Source organism: Geodermatophilus sp. SYSU D01176 (assembly GCF_054050015.1).
The window spans coordinates 119,839-136,363 of sequence record NZ_JBJGYN010000003.1; the positions used below are offsets into that span (position 1 = coordinate 119,839).

General features: G+C 75.8%; 17 protein-coding genes. 15 read left to right on the plus strand and 2 right to left on the minus strand.

Annotated features, from left to right (window positions below):
- Positions 1 to 157 precede the first annotated feature (157 nt).
- Genes ftsH through ACI78Z_RS03395 form a run of 6 tightly spaced genes read left to right on the plus strand, consistent with a single transcriptional unit; the run spans position 158 to position 4,990 of the window.
- Positions 158 to 2,146: an ATP-dependent zinc metalloprotease FtsH gene (ftsH, locus tag ACI78Z_RS03370; RefSeq protein ID WP_457035103.1), complete on the plus strand. Its 1,989-nt coding sequence runs from the start codon at positions 158 to 160 to the stop codon at positions 2,144 to 2,146.
- A complete protein-coding gene (gene folE / locus ACI78Z_RS03375) occupies positions 2,143 to 2,763 on the plus strand; it encodes a GTP cyclohydrolase I FolE (protein ID WP_457035104.1) in 621 nt (206 codons plus the stop codon). The genes ftsH and folE overlap by 4 nt, the downstream gene beginning before the upstream one ends.
- Positions 2,760 to 3,617: a dihydropteroate synthase gene (gene folP, locus ACI78Z_RS03380; RefSeq protein WP_457035105.1), complete on the plus strand. Its 858-nt coding sequence runs from the start codon at positions 2,760 to 2,762 to the stop codon at positions 3,615 to 3,617. Before folE ends, folP begins: the two co-directional genes overlap by 4 nt.
- On the plus strand, positions 3,610 to 3,984 hold the full coding sequence (folB, locus tag ACI78Z_RS03385) for a dihydroneopterin aldolase (protein ID WP_457035106.1): 375 nt from the start codon (positions 3,610 to 3,612) through the stop codon (positions 3,982 to 3,984). The genes folP and folB overlap by 8 nt, the downstream gene beginning before the upstream one ends.
- The gene (gene folK / locus ACI78Z_RS03390; RefSeq protein ID WP_457035107.1) at positions 3,981 to 4,487 is read left to right on the plus strand and encodes a 2-amino-4-hydroxy-6-hydroxymethyldihydropteridine diphosphokinase; all 507 of its coding nucleotides are present in this window, start codon (positions 3,981 to 3,983) and stop codon (positions 4,485 to 4,487) included. The genes folB and folK overlap by 4 nt, the downstream gene beginning before the upstream one ends.
- A 5-nt stretch (positions 4,488 to 4,492) precedes the next feature.
- Entirely contained in the window at positions 4,493 to 4,990 is a 498-nt protein-coding gene (locus ACI78Z_RS03395) for a DUF3180 domain-containing protein (RefSeq protein ID WP_457035108.1), read from the plus strand.
- A 33-nt stretch (positions 4,991 to 5,023) separates the two neighbouring features.
- On the opposite strand, the gene ACI78Z_RS03400 is transcribed toward ACI78Z_RS03395, so the two are convergent.
- Complete coding sequence (locus ACI78Z_RS03400) at positions 5,024 to 6,238, minus strand: ABC transporter ATP-binding protein (protein ID WP_457035109.1); 1,215 nt, start codon at positions 6,236 to 6,238, stop codon at positions 5,024 to 5,026.
- Positions 6,239 to 6,240: 2 nt separating this feature from the next.
- Here ACI78Z_RS03400 and ACI78Z_RS03405 point away from each other — a divergent pair, with 2 nt between their 5' ends.
- The 4 genes from ACI78Z_RS03405 to ACI78Z_RS03420 all read left to right on the plus strand — a co-directional run bounded on the left by ACI78Z_RS03405 (position 6,241) and on the right by ACI78Z_RS03420 (position 10,391).
- Positions 6,241 to 6,963: an ABC transporter permease gene (locus ACI78Z_RS03405; protein ID WP_457035110.1), complete on the plus strand. Its 723-nt coding sequence runs from the start codon at positions 6,241 to 6,243 to the stop codon at positions 6,961 to 6,963.
- Entirely contained in the window at positions 6,942 to 7,691 is a 750-nt protein-coding gene (locus ACI78Z_RS03410; protein ID WP_457035111.1) for an ABC transporter permease, read from the plus strand. The genes ACI78Z_RS03405 and ACI78Z_RS03410 overlap by 22 nt, the downstream gene beginning before the upstream one ends.
- A gap of 296 nt (positions 7,692 to 7,987) precedes the next feature.
- Positions 7,988 to 8,995, plus strand: a complete 1,008-nt coding sequence (locus tag ACI78Z_RS03415; protein ID WP_457035112.1) for a glycine betaine ABC transporter substrate-binding protein — start codon at positions 7,988 to 7,990, stop codon at positions 8,993 to 8,995.
- Between the two features lie 73 nt (positions 8,996 to 9,068).
- A complete protein-coding gene (locus ACI78Z_RS03420) occupies positions 9,069 to 10,391 on the plus strand; it encodes a hypothetical protein (protein ID WP_457035113.1) in 1,323 nt (440 codons plus the stop codon).
- A gap of 145 nt (positions 10,392 to 10,536) precedes the next feature.
- Here the strand turns inward: ACI78Z_RS03420 and ACI78Z_RS03425 are convergent, their stop codons facing one another.
- Positions 10,537 to 11,289, minus strand: coding sequence for an SDR family oxidoreductase (locus ACI78Z_RS03425; RefSeq protein ID WP_457035114.1), 753 nt, complete (start codon positions 11,287 to 11,289; stop codon positions 10,537 to 10,539).
- A 337-nt stretch (positions 11,290 to 11,626) separates the two neighbouring features.
- On the opposite strand from ACI78Z_RS03425, the gene ACI78Z_RS03430 reads away from it, so the two are divergent.
- From ACI78Z_RS03430 to nadC, 5 genes are read left to right on the plus strand one after another with little or no spacing between them, the layout of a single operon-like run.
- Complete coding sequence (locus ACI78Z_RS03430) at positions 11,627 to 12,586, plus strand: Rossmann-like and DUF2520 domain-containing protein (protein ID WP_457035115.1); 960 nt, start codon at positions 11,627 to 11,629, stop codon at positions 12,584 to 12,586.
- A 28-nt stretch (positions 12,587 to 12,614) separates the two neighbouring features.
- Complete coding sequence (gene panC / locus ACI78Z_RS03435) at positions 12,615 to 13,466, plus strand: pantoate--beta-alanine ligase (RefSeq protein ID WP_457035116.1); 852 nt, start codon at positions 12,615 to 12,617, stop codon at positions 13,464 to 13,466.
- On the plus strand, positions 13,463 to 13,882 hold the full coding sequence (gene panD / locus ACI78Z_RS03440; RefSeq protein ID WP_457035117.1) for an aspartate 1-decarboxylase: 420 nt from the start codon (positions 13,463 to 13,465) through the stop codon (positions 13,880 to 13,882). Before panC ends, panD begins: the two co-directional genes overlap by 4 nt.
- Positions 13,879 to 15,579: an L-aspartate oxidase gene (locus ACI78Z_RS03445; protein ID WP_457035118.1), complete on the plus strand. Its 1,701-nt coding sequence runs from the start codon at positions 13,879 to 13,881 to the stop codon at positions 15,577 to 15,579. The genes panD and ACI78Z_RS03445 overlap by 4 nt, the downstream gene beginning before the upstream one ends.
- Entirely contained in the window at positions 15,576 to 16,523 is a 948-nt protein-coding gene (nadC, locus tag ACI78Z_RS03450) for a carboxylating nicotinate-nucleotide diphosphorylase (protein WP_457035119.1), read from the plus strand. The genes ACI78Z_RS03445 and nadC overlap by 4 nt, the downstream gene beginning before the upstream one ends.
- Positions 16,524 to 16,525 lie beyond the last annotated feature (2 nt).

Consider the following 16,525-nt stretch of genomic DNA (forward strand, 5'->3'; position numbering starts at 1 on the left):
CTGCACGGCTGACGCACAGGCGCGCCGGTGTACCGTCGATCCAACGACGCTGCACCGTAGCGCCAGGGTGCCCGCCCGGGCCGCAGGGAGCGTCCCCCGGACGATCAGGAGGGTGGACGGGTTCAGGCCGGAACACCCGGCCGCCCGGCATCGGTGTATGGAACGCAAGAAGATCTTCCGCTCCGTGTGGTTCTGGGTCGTCCTCGTCGTCCTCCTGGCGCTGGCGTTCTCCTCGCTGTTCCGCGGCACCGGCGACCTCCAGGAGGTCAGCACCGCGACCGCCCTCGAGCAGATCGAGAACGGCAACGCCGAACGCGTCACGATCAACGACAAGGAGCAGACGCTCGACCTGGAGCTGGCCAACCCCGTCGAGGGCAGCGACCAGATCACCGCCTCCTTCCCGCTGGGGGCCTCCGACGACGTCTTCGACCTGGTCTCCGGCCTCGGCGAGGGCGAGGGCATCGCCTTCGACACCAACGTCACGCAGGACAGCGTCCTGGTCAGCCTGCTGATCAGCTTCCTGCCGTTCGTGATCCTGCTGCTCCTGCTGTTCTGGCTGTTCAACTCCATGCAGGGCGGTGGCCGCGGGGTCATGGCCTTCGGCAAGTCCAAGGCCAAGGTGGTCAGCAAGGACACCCCGAAGACGACGTTCGCCGACGTCGCCGGCGCCGACGAGGCGATCGAGGAGCTCCACGAGATCAAGGACTTCCTCGCCAACCCGGTCAAGTTCCAGGCCGTCGGCGCGAAGATCCCCAAGGGCGTGCTGCTCTTCGGCCCGCCCGGGACCGGCAAGACGCTGCTGGCCCGCGCCGTCGCCGGTGAGGCCGGGGTGCCGTTCTTCTCCATCTCGGGCTCGGACTTCGTCGAGATGTTCGTCGGCGTCGGCGCCAGCCGCGTCCGTGACCTGTTCGAGCAGGCCAAGCAGAACGCCCCGGCGATCATCTTCGTCGACGAGATCGACGCGGTCGGCCGGCACCGCGGCGCCGGCATGGGCGGCGGGCACGACGAGCGCGAGCAGACGCTCAACCAGATGCTCGTCGAGATGGACGGCTTCGACGTCAAGGGCGGCGTCATCATGATCGCCGCCACCAACCGGCCGGACATCCTCGACCCGGCGCTGCTGCGCCCCGGCCGCTTCGACCGCCAGATCGCCGTCGACCGCCCCGACCTCGAGGGCCGCAAGCGGATCCTCGAGGTGCACGCGAAGGGCAAGCCGCTCGCCCCGGACGTCGACCTGGGGACCGTGGCCCGCCGGACGCCGGGCTTCACCGGCGCCGACCTCGCCAACGTGCTGAACGAGGGCGCGCTGCTCACCGCCCGCACCAACGGCACGGTCATCACCGACGAGGTCCTCGAGGAGGCGATCGACCGGGTCGTCGCCGGCCCCGAGCGCAAGACGCGGGCGATGAGCGAGAAGGAGAAGAAGGTCACCGCCTACCACGAGGGCGGCCACGCCCTGGTGGCGCACGCCCTGCCCAACCTGGACCCGGTGCACAAGGTGACGATCCTGCCGCGCGGCCGCTCGCTCGGGCACACGCTGGTGCTGCCGACCGAGGACAAGTACACCCAGACCCGGTCGGAGATGATCGACACCCTCGCCTACGCCCTCGGCGGCCGGGCGGCCGAGGAGCTCGTCTTCCACGAGCCCACCACCGGCGCCGGCAACGACATCGAGAAGGCGACCGCCATGGCGCGGGCGATGGTCACCCAGTACGGGATGAGCGCCAAGCTGGGCGCGGTGAAGTACGGCAGCAACGAGTCCGAGCCGTTCCTCGGCCGCGACATGGGTACCCGGCCGGACTACTCCGAGGCCGTGGCCGCCGACATCGACGCGGAGATCCGCGCGCTGATCGAGGCCGCGCACGACGAGGCGTGGGAGATCCTGGTCGAGTACCGCGGCGTCCTCGACCAGCTCGTCCTCGAGCTGATGGAGAAGGAGACCCTCTCCAAGGAGGACATGGCCCGCATCTGCGCGCCGGTCACCAAGCGCCCGTCGCTGGCCCCCTACAACGGCTTCGGCAAGCGGACGCCGTCGGACCAGCCGCCGGTGCTGACCCCCGCCGAGCGGGCCGCCCAGAACGGCAACGGCCACATCGGCCACGGCAGCACCGCCGTGGGGGACGTCGGCGCCCCCGCCCAGCGGTGAGCGAGATCCCCGCCGGGGCGGACGACCTGCTGCTGAGCCGGCCGCGGCAGGGGGTCGACCTCGAGCGGGCCGCGGCCGCCGTCCGGGAGCTGCTGCTCGCCGTCGGCGAGGACCCCGACCGCCCGGGGCTGCAGGAGACCCCCGGCCGGGTCGCCCGCGCGTACGCGGAGACGTTCGCGGGGTTGTGGGAGGACCCGGCCGCCGTCCTGGCGACGACCTTCGACGAGGACCACGACGAGATGGTCCTGGTGAAGGACATCCCCATGTACTCGACCTGCGAGCACCACCTGGTGCCCTTCCACGGGGTCGCGCACATCGGCTACATCCCGGGGGAGGACGGGCGGGTCACCGGCCTGTCGAAGCTCGCCCGACTGGTCGAGGTCTACGCGCGCCGGCCGCAGGTGCAGGAGCGGATGACCAGCCAGATCGCCGACGCGCTGGCCGACGTCCTCAAGCCGCGCGGCGTGCTCGTCGTCATCGAGGCCGAGCACCTGTGCATGGCCATGCGCGGCATCCGCAAGCCCGGTTCGTCCACGGTGACCTCCGCCGTGCGCGGCATCTTCCGGGAGAGCCCGGCGACCCGCAGCGAGGCGATGAGCCTCGTCCTGGGCCGGTGAAGCACCCGCTGCCGGACCCGGGACGCTGCGTCGTGATGGGCGTCCTCAACGTCACGCCGGACTCGTTCTCCGACGGCGGCTGCTTCGCCGACGCGGGCGCCGCCGTCGCGCACGGCCTGGCGATGCACGCCGCCGGGGCCGACTACGTCGACGTCGGCGGCGAGTCCACCCGGCCCGGCGCCGACCGGGTGGACTCCGCCGAGGAGTGCCGCCGGGTCGTCCCGGTGGTCCGTGAGCTCTCCGCCGCGGGCGTGCGCACCAGCGTCGACACCACGCGCGCCGAGGTGGCCGAGGCCGCGCTCGAGGCGGGCGCCGTGCTGGTCAACGACGTGAGCGGCGGCCTGGCCGACAAGAACATGACCGAGCTGGTCGCCGAGGCCGGCGTCCCGTGGGTGCTCATGCACTGGCGCGGGCACAGCCGCGAGATGTACGCCGCCGCCCAGTACGGCGACGTGGTCACCGAGGTCTGCGCCGAGCTCACCGCCCGGGTGGAGGACGTCGTCGCCGCGGGCGTCGCCCCCGAGCAGCTGGTCCTCGACCCGGGCCTGGGCTTCGCCAAGCGTGCCGAGCACAACTGGCGGCTGCTCGCGGGTCTGGACCGGATCGTCGGCCTGGGCCTGCCGGTGCTCGTCGGCGCCTCCCGCAAGACCTTCCTCGGCCGCCTGCTCGCCGACCCCGACGGCACGCCGCGCCCGGCCGAGCAGCGCGACGCCGCCACCCTCGCCACCACCGTGCTGGCCGCGGAGGCCGGTGCCTGGGGCGTGCGGGTGCACGACGCCGCAGCCTCGGCCGACGCCGTCCGCACCGTCGCCGCCGTCCGGGCGGCCCGCCGCGAGAGGGAGCGCCGTGGCTGACGCCCCGCCCGACCGCATCGCCGTCCGGGGACTCACCGCGCACGCCCACCACGGCGTCTACGAGGCCGAGCGCAGACTCGGCCAGACCTTCCGCGTCGACGCCGTCCTCGAACTCGACACCGCGCCGGCCGCCGCCGGCGACGACCTCGAGCGCACGGTCAACTACGCCGAGCTGGCCCGCGCGCTGCACAGCGTCCTGACGGGGGAACCGGTCGACCTGCTGGAGACCCTCGCGCAGCGCCTGGCCGACGTCTGCCTCGACGCCCCGCTGGTCGACGCCGTCGAGATCACCGTGCACAAGCCCGAGGCCGACCTCGGCGTCCCCTTCGACGACGTCACGGTCACCATCCGGCGGGAACGGGCATGACCAGGGCGGTCCTGTCGCTGGGTGCCAACCTGGGGGACCGCGCCGCCGCGCTGCGGTCCGCCGTGCAGGCGCTCAAGGACGACGGCGTGCTCGTGGCCCGCTCGACGCTGTACGAGACGCCGCCGTGGGGGCCGGTCGAGCAGCCGCCGTACCTCAATGCGGTCGTCGTGGTTCGCGGCGACCGGGACGCGGCCGGCTGGCTGGCCCGCGCGCACGAGCTGGAGCAGGCCGCGGGCCGCACCCGCGACGTGCGCTGGGGGCCGCGCACCCTCGACGTCGACGTCGTCACGGTCACCGGGGACGACGGCCGGCCGGTCACCTCCGACGACCCCGCGCTCACCCTCCCGCACCCCCGCGCGCACGAGCGGGCGTTCGTGCTCGTGCCGTGGGCCAGCCTCGACCCCACCGCGGTGCTGCCGGGCCGGGGGCGGGTGCGCGACCTGCTGGCCGCGCTGCCGCCGGAGGACGTCGCCGCCGTGGTCCGCTGGGAGCACCTCCATTGACGCCGGTGAACCGGCGGGACCTGCTGGTCCTGGGCGCCGGACTCGCCGTCGCCGCGTGGCTGCTCGTGCGCGCCGGCTACGGGACGCTGCCCGCGCTGCGCTGGTGGCTCCCCGTGCCGCTCGGTGTGCTGGCCGTGGCCGAGGTCCTCGGTGCCCGCACGCTGCGCGCCCGGCTGGCCGCCCAGCGGGACCGCCGTCCCCCGGCCGAGCGCGGCACCGCGCCGGTGCGGCCGGTCGAGCCGATGCTGGTCGCCCGGCTCGCCGTCCTGGCCCAGGCCAGCGCGTACGTCGGTGCGGCGTTCCTGGGCATCTGGGTGGGGCTGCTGCTCTACGTGGCGCCGGCGGTCGGGCGGCTGCAGACGGCCGGGTCCGACACCGTCACCGGGATCGTCGGGGTGGTCTGCTCGGGCGCCCTGGTCGCGGCCGCGCTGTGGCTGGAGTCGATCTGCCGCATCCCGCCGTCCCCGGACGACCAGACACCGCAGGCCGGCCCGGTGGCGTAGTCCCACCAGGGTGGACCGGTCGCGGGCGGCGCCTCAGCGAGGACCGGGGACGGCACCTGGCCGCGGTGTCGGCCGGTGGGCCGACGATGTGATCGATCTCCGCAGCGCAGCGTGCACGGCGGCGGGGGTGAGGACACCGAGGTAGTGGTCGCCGTCGAGCACCGGCACCCACCCGGCGTCGGACTGCAGGATCGCGGCCAGCGCCGTCCGCAGCGACGCCTGAACCGGCACGGCGGCGTCGCTGCCGACGACGGCGGAGGCGACCGTCCCGGCACCGGTGGCCCGGTCGGCGGGCAGCCACCCGGCTGGGCGGCCGGCGTCGTCCAGCACGACCGCCCCGTCGGCGCCGGCGCGGTCGAGCGCGGCCCCGGCGTCCGCCAGCCCGTCGACCGGGCGCAGCACCGGGGGGTGCTCGAGGGCGGCAGGGTCGATCGAGGTGACGGCCAGCCGCTTGAGCCCGCGGTCGGCGCCGACGAAGTCGGCCACCGTCTCGTTGGCCGGCCGGCCGAGCAGCTCGGCGGGCGGGGCGAACTGCTCGACGTGGCCGCCGGTGCTCATCACCGCGATGCGGTCGCCGAGCCGCACCGCCTCCTCGATGTCGTGGGTGACGAAGACGATCGTCTTGCGCACCGTCTCCTGCAGCCGCAGGAACTCCGACTGCAGCCGCTCGCGCACCACCGGGTCGACGGCGGAGAACGGCTCGTCCATCAGCAGGACGCCGGGGTCGGCGGCCAACGCCCGGGCCACGCCGGCCCGCTGGCGCTGCCCGCCGGACAGCTGGGCGGGGTAGCGGTCCCCGTGGACGGAAGGGTCCAGCCCCACCAGCGTCAGCAGCTCCTCGACCCGGTCGCGGATCTCGCGGCGGTCCCAGCCCAGCAGCCGGGGCACGGTGGCGACGTTGGCCCGCACCGTCTGGTGGGGGAAGAGCCCGACGCTCTGGATGACGTAGCCGATGCGCCGGCGCAGCCGGTCGGCGTCGACCCGGGTGACGTCCTCACCGCCGAGCAGGATGCGGCCGGTGGTCGGCTCGATGATCCGGTTGACCATCTTCATCGTCGTCGTCTTGCCGCAGCCCGACGGCCCGACCAGCACCGACAGCTCCCCGGCGGCGAAGGTCAGGTCGAGCCCGGCCACGCCCACGGTGCCGTCGGGGAAGACCTTGCTGATCCCCTCCAGGCGGATCTCGGGGGCGTCGCCGGCCACGGGGTCCGCCGCGCGCACCGACGGGGGAGCGGCAGTAGCGTCCACGCGTGGCCTCCCTGGGAGCGCTGAGCGCGGCGAGGGACCCGGGAGCCCCGGTCCTCGCCGCGGACGAGGCGCCGAACCCCTGGTTCGACCCGTCGTACGTGACCGACAACTGGGACACCATTGTGGGGTACCTGGGTCAGCACGTCAGGCTCACCGTCGGAGCCGTGCTGCTGGGGGCCCTGATAGCCCTGCCGCTGGCGCTGGTCGCCCGCCGCACCCGGCTGCTGGCCGGCCCGGTCCTCGGCCTGAGCTCGGTCGTCTACACGATCCCGTCCCTGGCGATGTTCGGCTTCCTCGCGCCGTTCACCGGGGCGCTCTCGCCGGTCACGGTGCTGATCGGGCTGACGCTGTACACGCTGGTGATCCTGGTGCGGAACTTCCTGGCCGGGCTGCAGGGCGTGCCGGCCGACGTGCGCGAGGCGGCCCGCGGCATGGGCTACGGCCCGGCCCGGCTGTTCCTCCGGGTCGACCTGCCGCTGGCGCTGCCGGCGTTCATGGCCGGTCTGCGGATCGCCACCGTCTCGACCGTCGCGCTGGTGACCGTGGGGGTCATCACCGGCAACGGGGGGCTGGGGCAGTTGATCATCGGGGGGTTCAACTCGAACTTCTACCGGGCCGAGATCGTCACTGGCGCGGTCGGCTGCGTCCTGCTCGCGCTCGCCGCCGACGTGCTGCTGGCCGGGCTGGAGCGGGTGCTCACCCCGTGGACGCGGGCGGCCCGGTGACCGCCTTCGGCGACGCGTTCGTCTACCTCAACGACCCGTTCAACTGGACCCGGTCCGGCGGCATCCTCGACCTGCTGGTCCAGCACCTGCGGGTCTCCGTCCTGGCCGTGCTCCTCGCCGCCGTCCTCGCGATCCCGGCCGGGGTGCTGCTGGGCCGCAGCGGCGGGGGTGCCGGCGCGGTCGTCGTGCTGTCCAACGTCAGCCGGGCAGTGCCCACCCTCGCCCTGCTCACCGTCCTGGCGGTGACCCCGCTGGGCTTCAGCGAGACCGGCACGGTCCTGGCGCTGGCCGCCTTCGCCGTCCCCCCGATGCTCACCAACACCTTCGTCGGCTTCCGGGAGGTCGACCGCGACGTGCGGGAGGCGGCCCGTGCGATGGGGATGAGTTCCCGCCAGTTGCTCGCCCGGGTGGAGTTCCCCCTGGCGCTGCCCCTGGTGACGACCGGCGTCCGGACGGCGGCGGTCCAGGTCGTCGCGACGGCGACCCTGGCCTCCCTGGTCGGCGGGGGGACGCTCGGCCGGATCATCAACCTCGGCTTCGGCCAGCAGGACCACGGCACGATGCTGGCGGGCGCCGTCCTGGTGGCCGCCCTGGCACTGCTCACCGAGCTGCTCCTGGTGCTCGTCTCGGCGGCGGTGACGCCCGGTCCGCGCCGGTGGCCGCTGCGCCCCGGCCGGGCGGTGCGTGCCGGCCGGCCCGAGCCGACGTCGTCCGGCGTGCCGCTGTGAGGCAGGACCCTCTGCCCGACCTTCGCGGCCTCGCACCGCCCGGTCCAGAGGCTCGCCGCAGGCCTCGTCCCGGGTCTCACCCTGAGCCTGCGAAGGGTGGGGGAGGACGAGGTCCTCCCACGGTGCGGAGGACGGGGTCCTGCTGCTGCAGAGGGGCCGTCGCGTAACAACCGGGCAACAGCTGGGCCGGGCACGTGGCCCGATGGGGTGGTCCGGGGTTGCATGACGGGCGCGGGGCTCACCCCGCCAGACACGCGCCGCGGCCCCGGCCGCGCGGGACACAGAAGGCGGGCCACATGCGCAGCCGTGCACGGATCCTCGTCCCCCTGGCCCTCGGTGGGCTGCTGCTCACCGCCTGCGGGGAGTCCGGCTCCTCGGGCACCGGCGGGGCGCAGGCCAGTGGCGGCAGCGCGTCCGGCGACGCCTGCGCTCCCGTGCCCGGCGACCAGCTGGTCGTGCTCGAGGACGACAAGCAGCTGCAGAACGCCGACAACGTCGTCCCGGCGGTCAACATGGCGACCGCGATGGCGAACCCCGCGCTCCTGCCCGCCCTCGACGCCGTGTCGGCGGCCATGACCACCGAGGAGCTCGTCGAGCTCAACGCCGCCGTCGACCTGGAGCGGCGGAGCCCCGAGGACGTCGCGGCCGCGTGGGTCGAGGACAACATCGACGCCGCCGCGCTCGAGCAGGGCAGCGGCCCGGTCGTCGTCGGCGGTGCGAACTTCACCGAGTCGACGATCCTGGCGAACGTCTACGCCGACGTCCTCGGCGCCGCGGGCTTCGACGCCTCGGTGCGCGAGGTCGGCAACCGCGAGCTCTACCTGCCCGCGCTGATCTCCGGCTCGGAGATCCAGGTCTTCCCGGAGTACCTGGCCACGGTGACCGACGAGCTCAACGAGCTGGCCAACGGCCCCACCGAGGACGGTCCGGCCACCGGTGACGTGCAGGAGACGCTGACCGCGCTGCAGCCGCTCGCCGAGCAGGCCGGTCTGGTCTTCGGCGAGCCCTCCGAGGCCGCCGACCAGAACGCCTTCGCCGTCACCCAGGCCTTCGCCGACGAGGTCGGCGTCAGCACCCTGTCGGAACTCGCCGAGGCCTGCGGCGACGGCTCGCTGGTGCTCGGCGGGCCCACGGAGTGCCCGGAGCGGCCGCAGTGCCAGCCGGGCCTGGAGGAGACCTACGGGCTGCAGTTCGACAGCTTCCGCGAGCTGGACGCCGGTGGCCCGCTCACCAAGGCGGCGTTGCAGCAGGGCGAGATCTCGATCGGCCTGGTCTTCAGCTCCGACGGGGCGCTGGCCCAGTGACCCGGGGCGGGGCGGCGGCGTCTCGTCGGTTCGATCCGTGGTCGGGAGCCTCCGCACCGTTACGCTGATCGCCATGCGGGCGGACCGGGACGACGCGTCGGCGCGCCGGTCCGGAGCCGGCGGTCCGGCGTCCCCGGGGCTGCGGACGGCGGGCCTGGCCGCGGGGTTCTGCCTGGCCGTCGGCGCCACCGTCGTCGTCTTCCTGACCGAGGACCCCCAACTGCTGCGGCTGGCCGTCGTCGCCGGGGCCTGGGCGTTCGTGCTCGCCGCGCTCGTCCGGTCCCGGCACGCTCCGGGTGCACCCGTGGCCGTCGGGGCCCTGGCCGCCGCCGACCGTGCCGACCTCGAGCGGGCGGCGGCCGAGCGCGAGGCCGAGCTGCGGCTGGCCCACGAAGGGGAACTGGAGCGCGAGGCCGCGGCCCGCCGCGAGCACGAGCTGCGGGTGGAGAACGACCTGCGGCGCGCCGCCGAGCAGTCGATGCGCGCCGAGCTGGAGGCGCTGCGGACCGAGCTGGCCTCGGTGAGCGCGTTGCGGCGCGAGATGGAGCAGATCGCCGAGCTGCGCCGCGAGGTGGCGGAGGTCGCCGGGCTGCGGAGCGACCTCGCCGGCCTCGCCGAGCTGCGCACCACCCTGGTCGGCCTCGACCTCGCCGTCCTGGCCGAGCTGCGCACCGACGTCGGCCGGCTGCGCAGCGAGCTGACCGAGCAGTCGGCCGGCGAGATGCTGGTGGAGCGGGTCATGCTGCGCACCCAGTCCACCCGGACGGCCCCGGCGGCGTCCGAACCGGCCGTGCCTCACACCGTGGAGGCCGTCGGCTCGGACCGGCCGGCGTCGGAGCTGACCGCCGCGTGGCCCGCGGTCCGGGCCGAGGAGCCGGCCGCCGGCACCCGCCAGGTCCACGAGGTCCGCGTCGAGCCGCGCCGGACGGTCGCGCCGCCCCCGCTCCCGCTGGACTGGCTCGCCGGACGGGCACTGGTCGAGCCGGACGCGGCCGCCGAGGCGCGCCGCACCCGGCACGCGGCCGCCGCCGAGCCGCCCCCGCCGCCGCGGGACCGGTTGGCCGACCGCTCGCTGCTGCCCCCGGCCCCGCCCGCCGCGGACCCCGAGCCGCGCCGGCGCCGCACCGACGACCCGCTCCCCGTCGCCGCGCCCGCCGAGCAGCTGACCGTCGAGCGCCCGGTCGCGCAGCGGGAGCGCCCGCCGGTCCCCGGGCCCACCGCGGCCGCGCCGACGACCGAGGTGCCCGTCCCGGCGGAGCGGGACCCCGGGACGCCGCTGGCGCAGCTGGTCGCCGAGAGCGGGCTCACCCCGCCGTCCGGCGGCCGCCGCCGGCGCCGCTACCGCGAGGAGGGCGAGACCGACGACGTCCTCGCCCGGGTGCTCGGCCGCCCCTGACAGCGGTTCTCGCGTTGGTCGGGGGGAGGCCGACCGGCGAGATCGGCGATCTCGCACGCTTCGCGGCAGGCAACCGTGCGAGACCGCCGATCTCGCCGCTGCGACGGCGCGGACCGTCGACCGATCAGCGCACCGCTGTGAGGGTTCAGGCCGGGCCGCGGGACAGCGCGCCGCCGTCGAGCACCAGCGTCTGCCCGGTGACCCAACCGGCGCCGTCGCCGAGCAGGTAGGCCGCGGCCTCGCCGACGTCCTCCGGCTCGCCGAGCCGGCCCACCGGGTACTGCGCCGCGGCCTCGGCCTCCCGCCCCTCGTAGAGCGCCCCGGCGAAGCGGGTCCTGACCACGGCCGGTGCGACGGCGTTGACCCGCACCGTCGGCCCGAGCTCCACCGCGAGCTGGGTGACCAGGTTGACCAGGGCCGCCTTGCTCACCCCGTAGCCGCCGATCATCGGCGAGGCCTTCAGCCCGGCCACCGAGGCCACGACCAGCACCGAGCCGCCGTGCTCGGCCATCCACGCGCGCCACGCCTCCTGCACCAGGCCCAGCGTGCCGACGACGTTGGTCTCCAGGATCTTGCGGAAGCCGTCCAGCGGCAGGTCGACCAGCGGGCCGTACACGGGGTTGATGCCGACGTTGCCGACCAGCATCTCCAGGCCGCCGAAGGTGTCGACGGCGGTGCGCACGGCCTCGGCCCGGTGCTCGGCGTCCCCCGCGTTGCCGGCGACGCCGACGGCCACCTCCGGGCCGCCCAGCGCGGCCACCGCCTCGGCCAGCGCGTCGGGCTTGCGGCCGGTCAGCACGACCCGCGCGCCCCGCGCCACGAGGCTCTGCGCGATCGCCAGGCCGATGCCCCGGCTCGCGCCGGTGACCAGCGCGGTCCGTCCCTCGAGCGTGCCCACCCGTGTCCTCCCGTCGCGCGTCCGGATCGCCGCCGGACACCGTAGGTGGTGCGGGCGTGGGCGAGCTCGCGAGCCCACCGGTGGCACAGCACCCGGGTCGCGGAGCCGCCGAGTGCCAGCGAGGCGTGGAGTGACCCACCCCACAGCAAGGAGCCGTTGCAGCGGCCGCGAACCGGCCACACACTCGCCTTCGGCGCATTCCCCGCGTGACACACCTGGCCGCAGCGGGGCCCGTGCCGGCACCACCGCAGGACCGCCACACCCGACGGGCTCCACCGGGGGAGTCCGCGACCACCGAGTCCGGTACCCGCGAGGGACTGGAACGAGAGGTGCACCGATGCCTGCTGCCCGCAGGACGCTCCGCGCTGCCGGTCTCATCCCGGCCGACACCGCTCCCGCCCGCCTCCGCGTCGGCATCGTCGGCGCCGGGCGCGTCGGCGCCGTCCTCGGCGCCGCCCTCACCGCCGCCGGCCACGACGTCGTCGCCGCCGCCGGCCTCTCCACCGCCTCCGCCGAACGCGCCGCCCGGCTGCTGCCCGGCGTGCCCCTGCTGCCCACCGACGAGGTCGTGGCCGCCGCCGACCTCGTGGTGCTCGCCGTCCCCGACGACAGCCTGGCCGGCCTCGTCTCAGGACTCGCCGAGACCGGGGTCTGGCGGGCCGGTCAGCTGACCTTCCACACGTCCGGGGCGCACGGCCTGGCCGTCCTCGCCCCCGCCGCGCGGGCCGGCGTCCTGCCGCTGGCCCTGCACCCCGCCATGACCTTCACCGGGGCGCCCGAGGACGCCGACCGCCTCGCCGGCGCCCCGTTCGGCGTCACCAGTGCCCCGGAGCACCGGCCGGTCGCCGAGACCCTGGTCCTGGAGATGGGCGGCGAGCCCTTCTTCGTCGCCGAGGCCGACCGCGGGCTCTACCACGCCGCCCTGGTCACCGGGGCCAACCACCTGGTCACGCTGGTCGCCGAGGCCGCGGACCTGCTGCGCACCGCGGGCGTCGCCGAGCCGGGCCGCGTGCTCGCGCCGCTGCTCACCGCCGCCCTCGAGAACGGCCTGCGCCGCGGCGACCGCGGGCTCACCGGCCCGGTCAGCCGCGGGGACGTCGGCACCGTCCAGCAGCACCTGGACACCCTCACCGAGCGCGCTCCGGACGCGGTCGCGGCCTACGTCGCGCTGGCCCGGCGCACCACCGAGCGGGCGCTGGCGACCGGCCGGCTCAAGCGGCACGAGGGCGCCCCGCTGGTGGAGCTGCTGGGCGGCCGCGTTCCGGGTTCCCTCGCGAGCGAGCGAGCGGAGCGGTGACCGTGGTCCTGCTACCCGCCGGCTCCCGGTGAGCAGCTCCCGCCCGGCGGTGGCCGAGACCGTCGCCGAGCTGCGGGAGCTGGTCTCCGGCCTGCCCGGCCCGGTGGCGCTGGTGCCCACGATGGGGGCGCTGCACGAGGGGCACCGCACCCTCGTCCGCGCCGCCCGCGAGCGGGCCGGCAGCGTCGTCGTCTCCGTCTTCGTCAACCCCACCCAGTTCGGTCCCGGCGAGGACTTCGACCGCTATCCGCGCACCTGGGACACCGACCTCGCGGCGCTCGCCGAGGAGCGGGCCGACGTCGTCTTCCACCCGCCGGTCGAGGAGGTCTACCCGCCCGGTGCGGTGGGCGTGACCGTCCACCCCGGCCCGCTCGGGGACGTGCTGGAGGGTGCCGTCCGCCCCGGGCACTTCGCCGGCGTGCTGACCGTCGTCGCCAAGCTCTTCGGCCTGGTCCGCCCCGACCTCGCGGTCTTCGGCGAGAAGGACTACCAGCAGCTCGTCCTCATCCGCGCCATGGCCCGCGAGCTGGCCCTGGGCGTCGAGGTCGTCGGCGTGCCGACCGTGCGCGAGGACGACGGCATGGCGCTGTCCTCCCGCAACCGCTACCTCTCCCCGGAGCAGCGGGCCACCGCCGCCACCCTGTCGCGTGCGCTCAGCGCGGGGGCGGACGCCGGTCCGCGGGGCGCCGGCGCCGTCCTCGCGGCCGCCACCGCCGTCCTGGCCGAGGCGCCCGGCCTGCTCCAGGACTACCTGGCGCTGACCGATCCGGACCTCGGGGCCGCGCCGGCCGCCGGCGCGGCCCGGCTGCTGGTCGCCGCCCGCGCCGGCAGCACCCGGCTCATCGACAACACCGGCATCCACCTCGGAGGACCGCGATGATGCGCACGATGCTCAAGTCCAAGATCCACCGCGCGACGGTCACCCAGGCCGACCTGCACTACGTGGGCTCGGTGACGATCGACGAGGACCTGCTCGACGCGGCCGACCTAATCCCCGGCGAGCAGGTCGCGATCGTCGACGTCACCAACGGCGCGCGCCTGGAGACCTACGTCATCCCCGGCGAGCGGGGCAGCGGCGTCATCGGCATCAACGGCGCCGCCGCGCACCTGGTGCACCCCGGCGACCTGGTCATCCTCATCAGCTACGGGCTGATGGACGAGACCGAGGCGAAGGTCTCGATCCCCAAGGTCGTGCACGTCGACGGCGCCAACCGCGTCGTCGGGCTCGGCGGCGACCCCGCCGCGCCGTCCCCCGGCGTGCAGGGGCAGGTCCGGGGCGACACGATCGCCCGGTGAGCCTCGTCGCGGCCGGTCCTGCCATCGGGCTGCCCCTGCGGTTGACCGCGCCGGCGCCCGGCTGGGAGCTGTCCGCCGACGTCTGCGTCGTCGGCTCCGGCGTGGCCGGGTTGTGCGTCGCGCTGCACGCCCGGGCGGCCGGGCTGTCGGTCGCCGTCGTCACCAAGGTGCGGGTGGACGCCGGGTCGACCCGCTGGGCCCAGGGCGGCATCGCCGCCGTGCTCGACCCCGCCGACAGCCCGGAGGCCCACGCGCGTGACACCGAGGTCGCGGGGGTGGGGCTGTGCGAGCCGGGTGCGGTGTCCGTGCTCGTGCACGAGGGGCCCGGCCGGCTGCGCCAGCTGATCGACTGGGGGGCCGCCTTCGACCGCGACCCCGCCGGGCGGCTGCTGCTCACCCGCGAGGGCGGGCACTCCGCCGACCGGATCGTGCACGCCGGCGGCGACGCCACCGGCTCGGAGGTGCAGCGCGCGCTGCAGGACGCCGTCCGGGCCGACCCCGGCGTCACCCTCGTCGAGCACGCGATGGTGCTCGACCTGCTCACCGACGCCGACGGCCGCGCCGCCGGGGTCACCCTGCACGTGCTCGGCGAGGGCAGTGCCGACGGCGTCGGCGCGGTGCGCGCCCGCGCGGTCGTGCTCGCCACCGGCGGCATGGGCCAGGTCTACGCCGCCACCACGAACCCGCCGGTCTCCACGGGGGACGGCGTCGCGCTCGGCCTGCGCGCCGGGGCGGTCGCCACCGACCTCGAGTTCGTCCAGTTCCACCCCACCTCGCTCTACCTCGGGCCCGGCGCCCGCGGCCAGCAACCGCTGGTCAGCGAGGCGCTCCGCGGCGAGGGGGCGGTGCTGCGCGACGGGGCGGGGGAGCGGTTCATGGTCGGCGTCCACCCGCTGGCCGAGCTGGCCCCCCGCGACGTCGTCGCCAAGGCCATCACCCGGGTGCAACTGCGCGACGGCGTCGACCACGTGGAGCTGGACGCCCGGCAGGTACCCGACCTCGACCGGCGCTTCCCGACGATCGTCGCGAGCTGCCGCGCCGCCGGCATCGACCCGGTCACCGACCTGGTCCCGGTCACCCCCGCCGCGCACTACGCCTCGGGTGGGCTGGTCACCGACCTCGCCGGGCGGACGACGGTCCCCGGGCTGTACGCCTGCGGCGAGGTGGCCTGCACCGGCGTGCACGGGGCGAACCGGCTGGCGTCGAACTCGCTGCTCGAGGGGCTGGTGTTCGCCGCCCGCATCGGCGCGGAACTGGCCTCCACGCTGCCGCCGCCCGCGCCGGCGGTCGCGCCCGACGCCACGCGGTCCGCACTGCTCGACCCCGAGGGCCGGCGCGTGGTCACCGAGACGATGTCGGCCCGCGTCGGGGCGCTCCGCAGTGGGACAGGGCTGACCGAGGCGACCGGCCGGCTGGCCGCCCTGGCCGCCCGGCTGGGCACGGACCGGGTGGGCGGTGCGGGTGGGCACACGGCCCCGGGCGTGGCCGGCTGGGAGGCCACCGACCTGCTCACCGTGGCCGGCGCGCTGGCCACCGCGGCCGCGGCCCGCGAGGAGACCCGCGGCTGCCACTGGCGCGAGGACCACCCCGACACCGAGGAGGACTGGCGGGTGCACCTGGACGTGCGGCTCGACGAGGACGGCTCCCTGCAGGTGACCCGCCGCCCGGTGGGGACGCCGGTGGTGGAGGGGTGGTGAGCTCACCGCTGGGCGGGTGGGGCGAGACGGTGAGGGCCGCGGCCGACCCACGCGACCTGACCGGGACCGGGCTGGACGAGGCCTGGGTGGCCGAGCTGGTCGAGCGCACCCTGGCCGAGGACCTCACCGGCGGCGCGCCCCTGCCCAGCGCCCCGGACCTGGCCGTCGCCCACGACGTCACCAGCGCCGCCACCGTGCCGGCCGCCCAGCTGGGCACCGCGGACCTCGTCGCCCGCGCGGACGGCGTCGTCGCCGGGCTGCCGGTCGCCGCACGGGTCTTCACCCGGCTGGCCCCCGGTGCGACGCTCACCGCCGGCGCCACGGACGGCGACCGCGTGGCCCGGGGCGACGTGCTGCTCACCGTCCGCGGTCCGGTGCGCGCGCTGCTGGCCGCCGAGCGCAGCGCGCTGAACATCGCCAGCCGCGCCAGCGGCATCGCCACGCTCACCCGCCGCTGGGTCGACGCGGTCGAGGGGACCGGCGCGGTCGTCCTGGACACCCGCAAGACCACGCCGGGGCTGCGCCCGCTGGAGAAGTACGCCGTCCGCTGCGGCGGCGGCTCGAACAAGCGCATGGGGCTCTACGACGTCGCCATGGTCAAGGACAACCACGTCGCCGCCGCCGGCTCGGTGGCCGCCGCCGTGGCCGCGGTCCGCGAGCGGGCACCGCGGGTCGCGGTGCAGGTCGAGGTCGACGTGCCCGCCCAGGCGGTCGAGGCGGTCGAGGCCGGCGCGGACTTCCTGCTCTGCGACAACATGCCGCCCGAGACGCTGCGCGAGGTCGTGGCCCTCGTCGGCGGCCGGGCGGAGCTCGAGGCCACCGGCGGGCTGACCCTCGAGGTGGCGCGCGCGGTCGCCGAGACCGGCGTCGACTACCTGTCGGTCGGCGGCCTCACCCACTCCGCGCCGATCCTCGACCTCGCTCTCGACCTGCGGGCGGGCTGAGC

What these genes read in the sequence shown, in the direction of transcription:
- ftsH (WP_457035103.1), top strand. Translation starts at nt 158, where the DNA reads ATGGAACGCAAGAAGATCTTCCGCTCCGTGTGGTTCTGGGTCGTCCTC.
- folK (WP_457035107.1), top strand. Translation starts at nt 3,981, where the DNA reads ATGACCAGGGCGGTCCTGTCGCTGGGTGCCAACCTGGGGGACCGCGCC.
- ACI78Z_RS03415 (WP_457035112.1), top strand. Translation starts at nt 7,988, where the DNA reads ATGCGCAGCCGTGCACGGATCCTCGTCCCCCTGGCCCTCGGTGGGCTG.
- ACI78Z_RS03420 (WP_457035113.1), top strand. Translation starts at nt 9,069, where the DNA reads ATGCGGGCGGACCGGGACGACGCGTCGGCGCGCCGGTCCGGAGCCGGC.
- ACI78Z_RS03430 (WP_457035115.1), top strand. Translation starts at nt 11,627, where the DNA reads ATGCCTGCTGCCCGCAGGACGCTCCGCGCTGCCGGTCTCATCCCGGCC.
- panD (WP_457035117.1), top strand. Translation starts at nt 13,463, where the DNA reads ATGATGCGCACGATGCTCAAGTCCAAGATCCACCGCGCGACGGTCACC.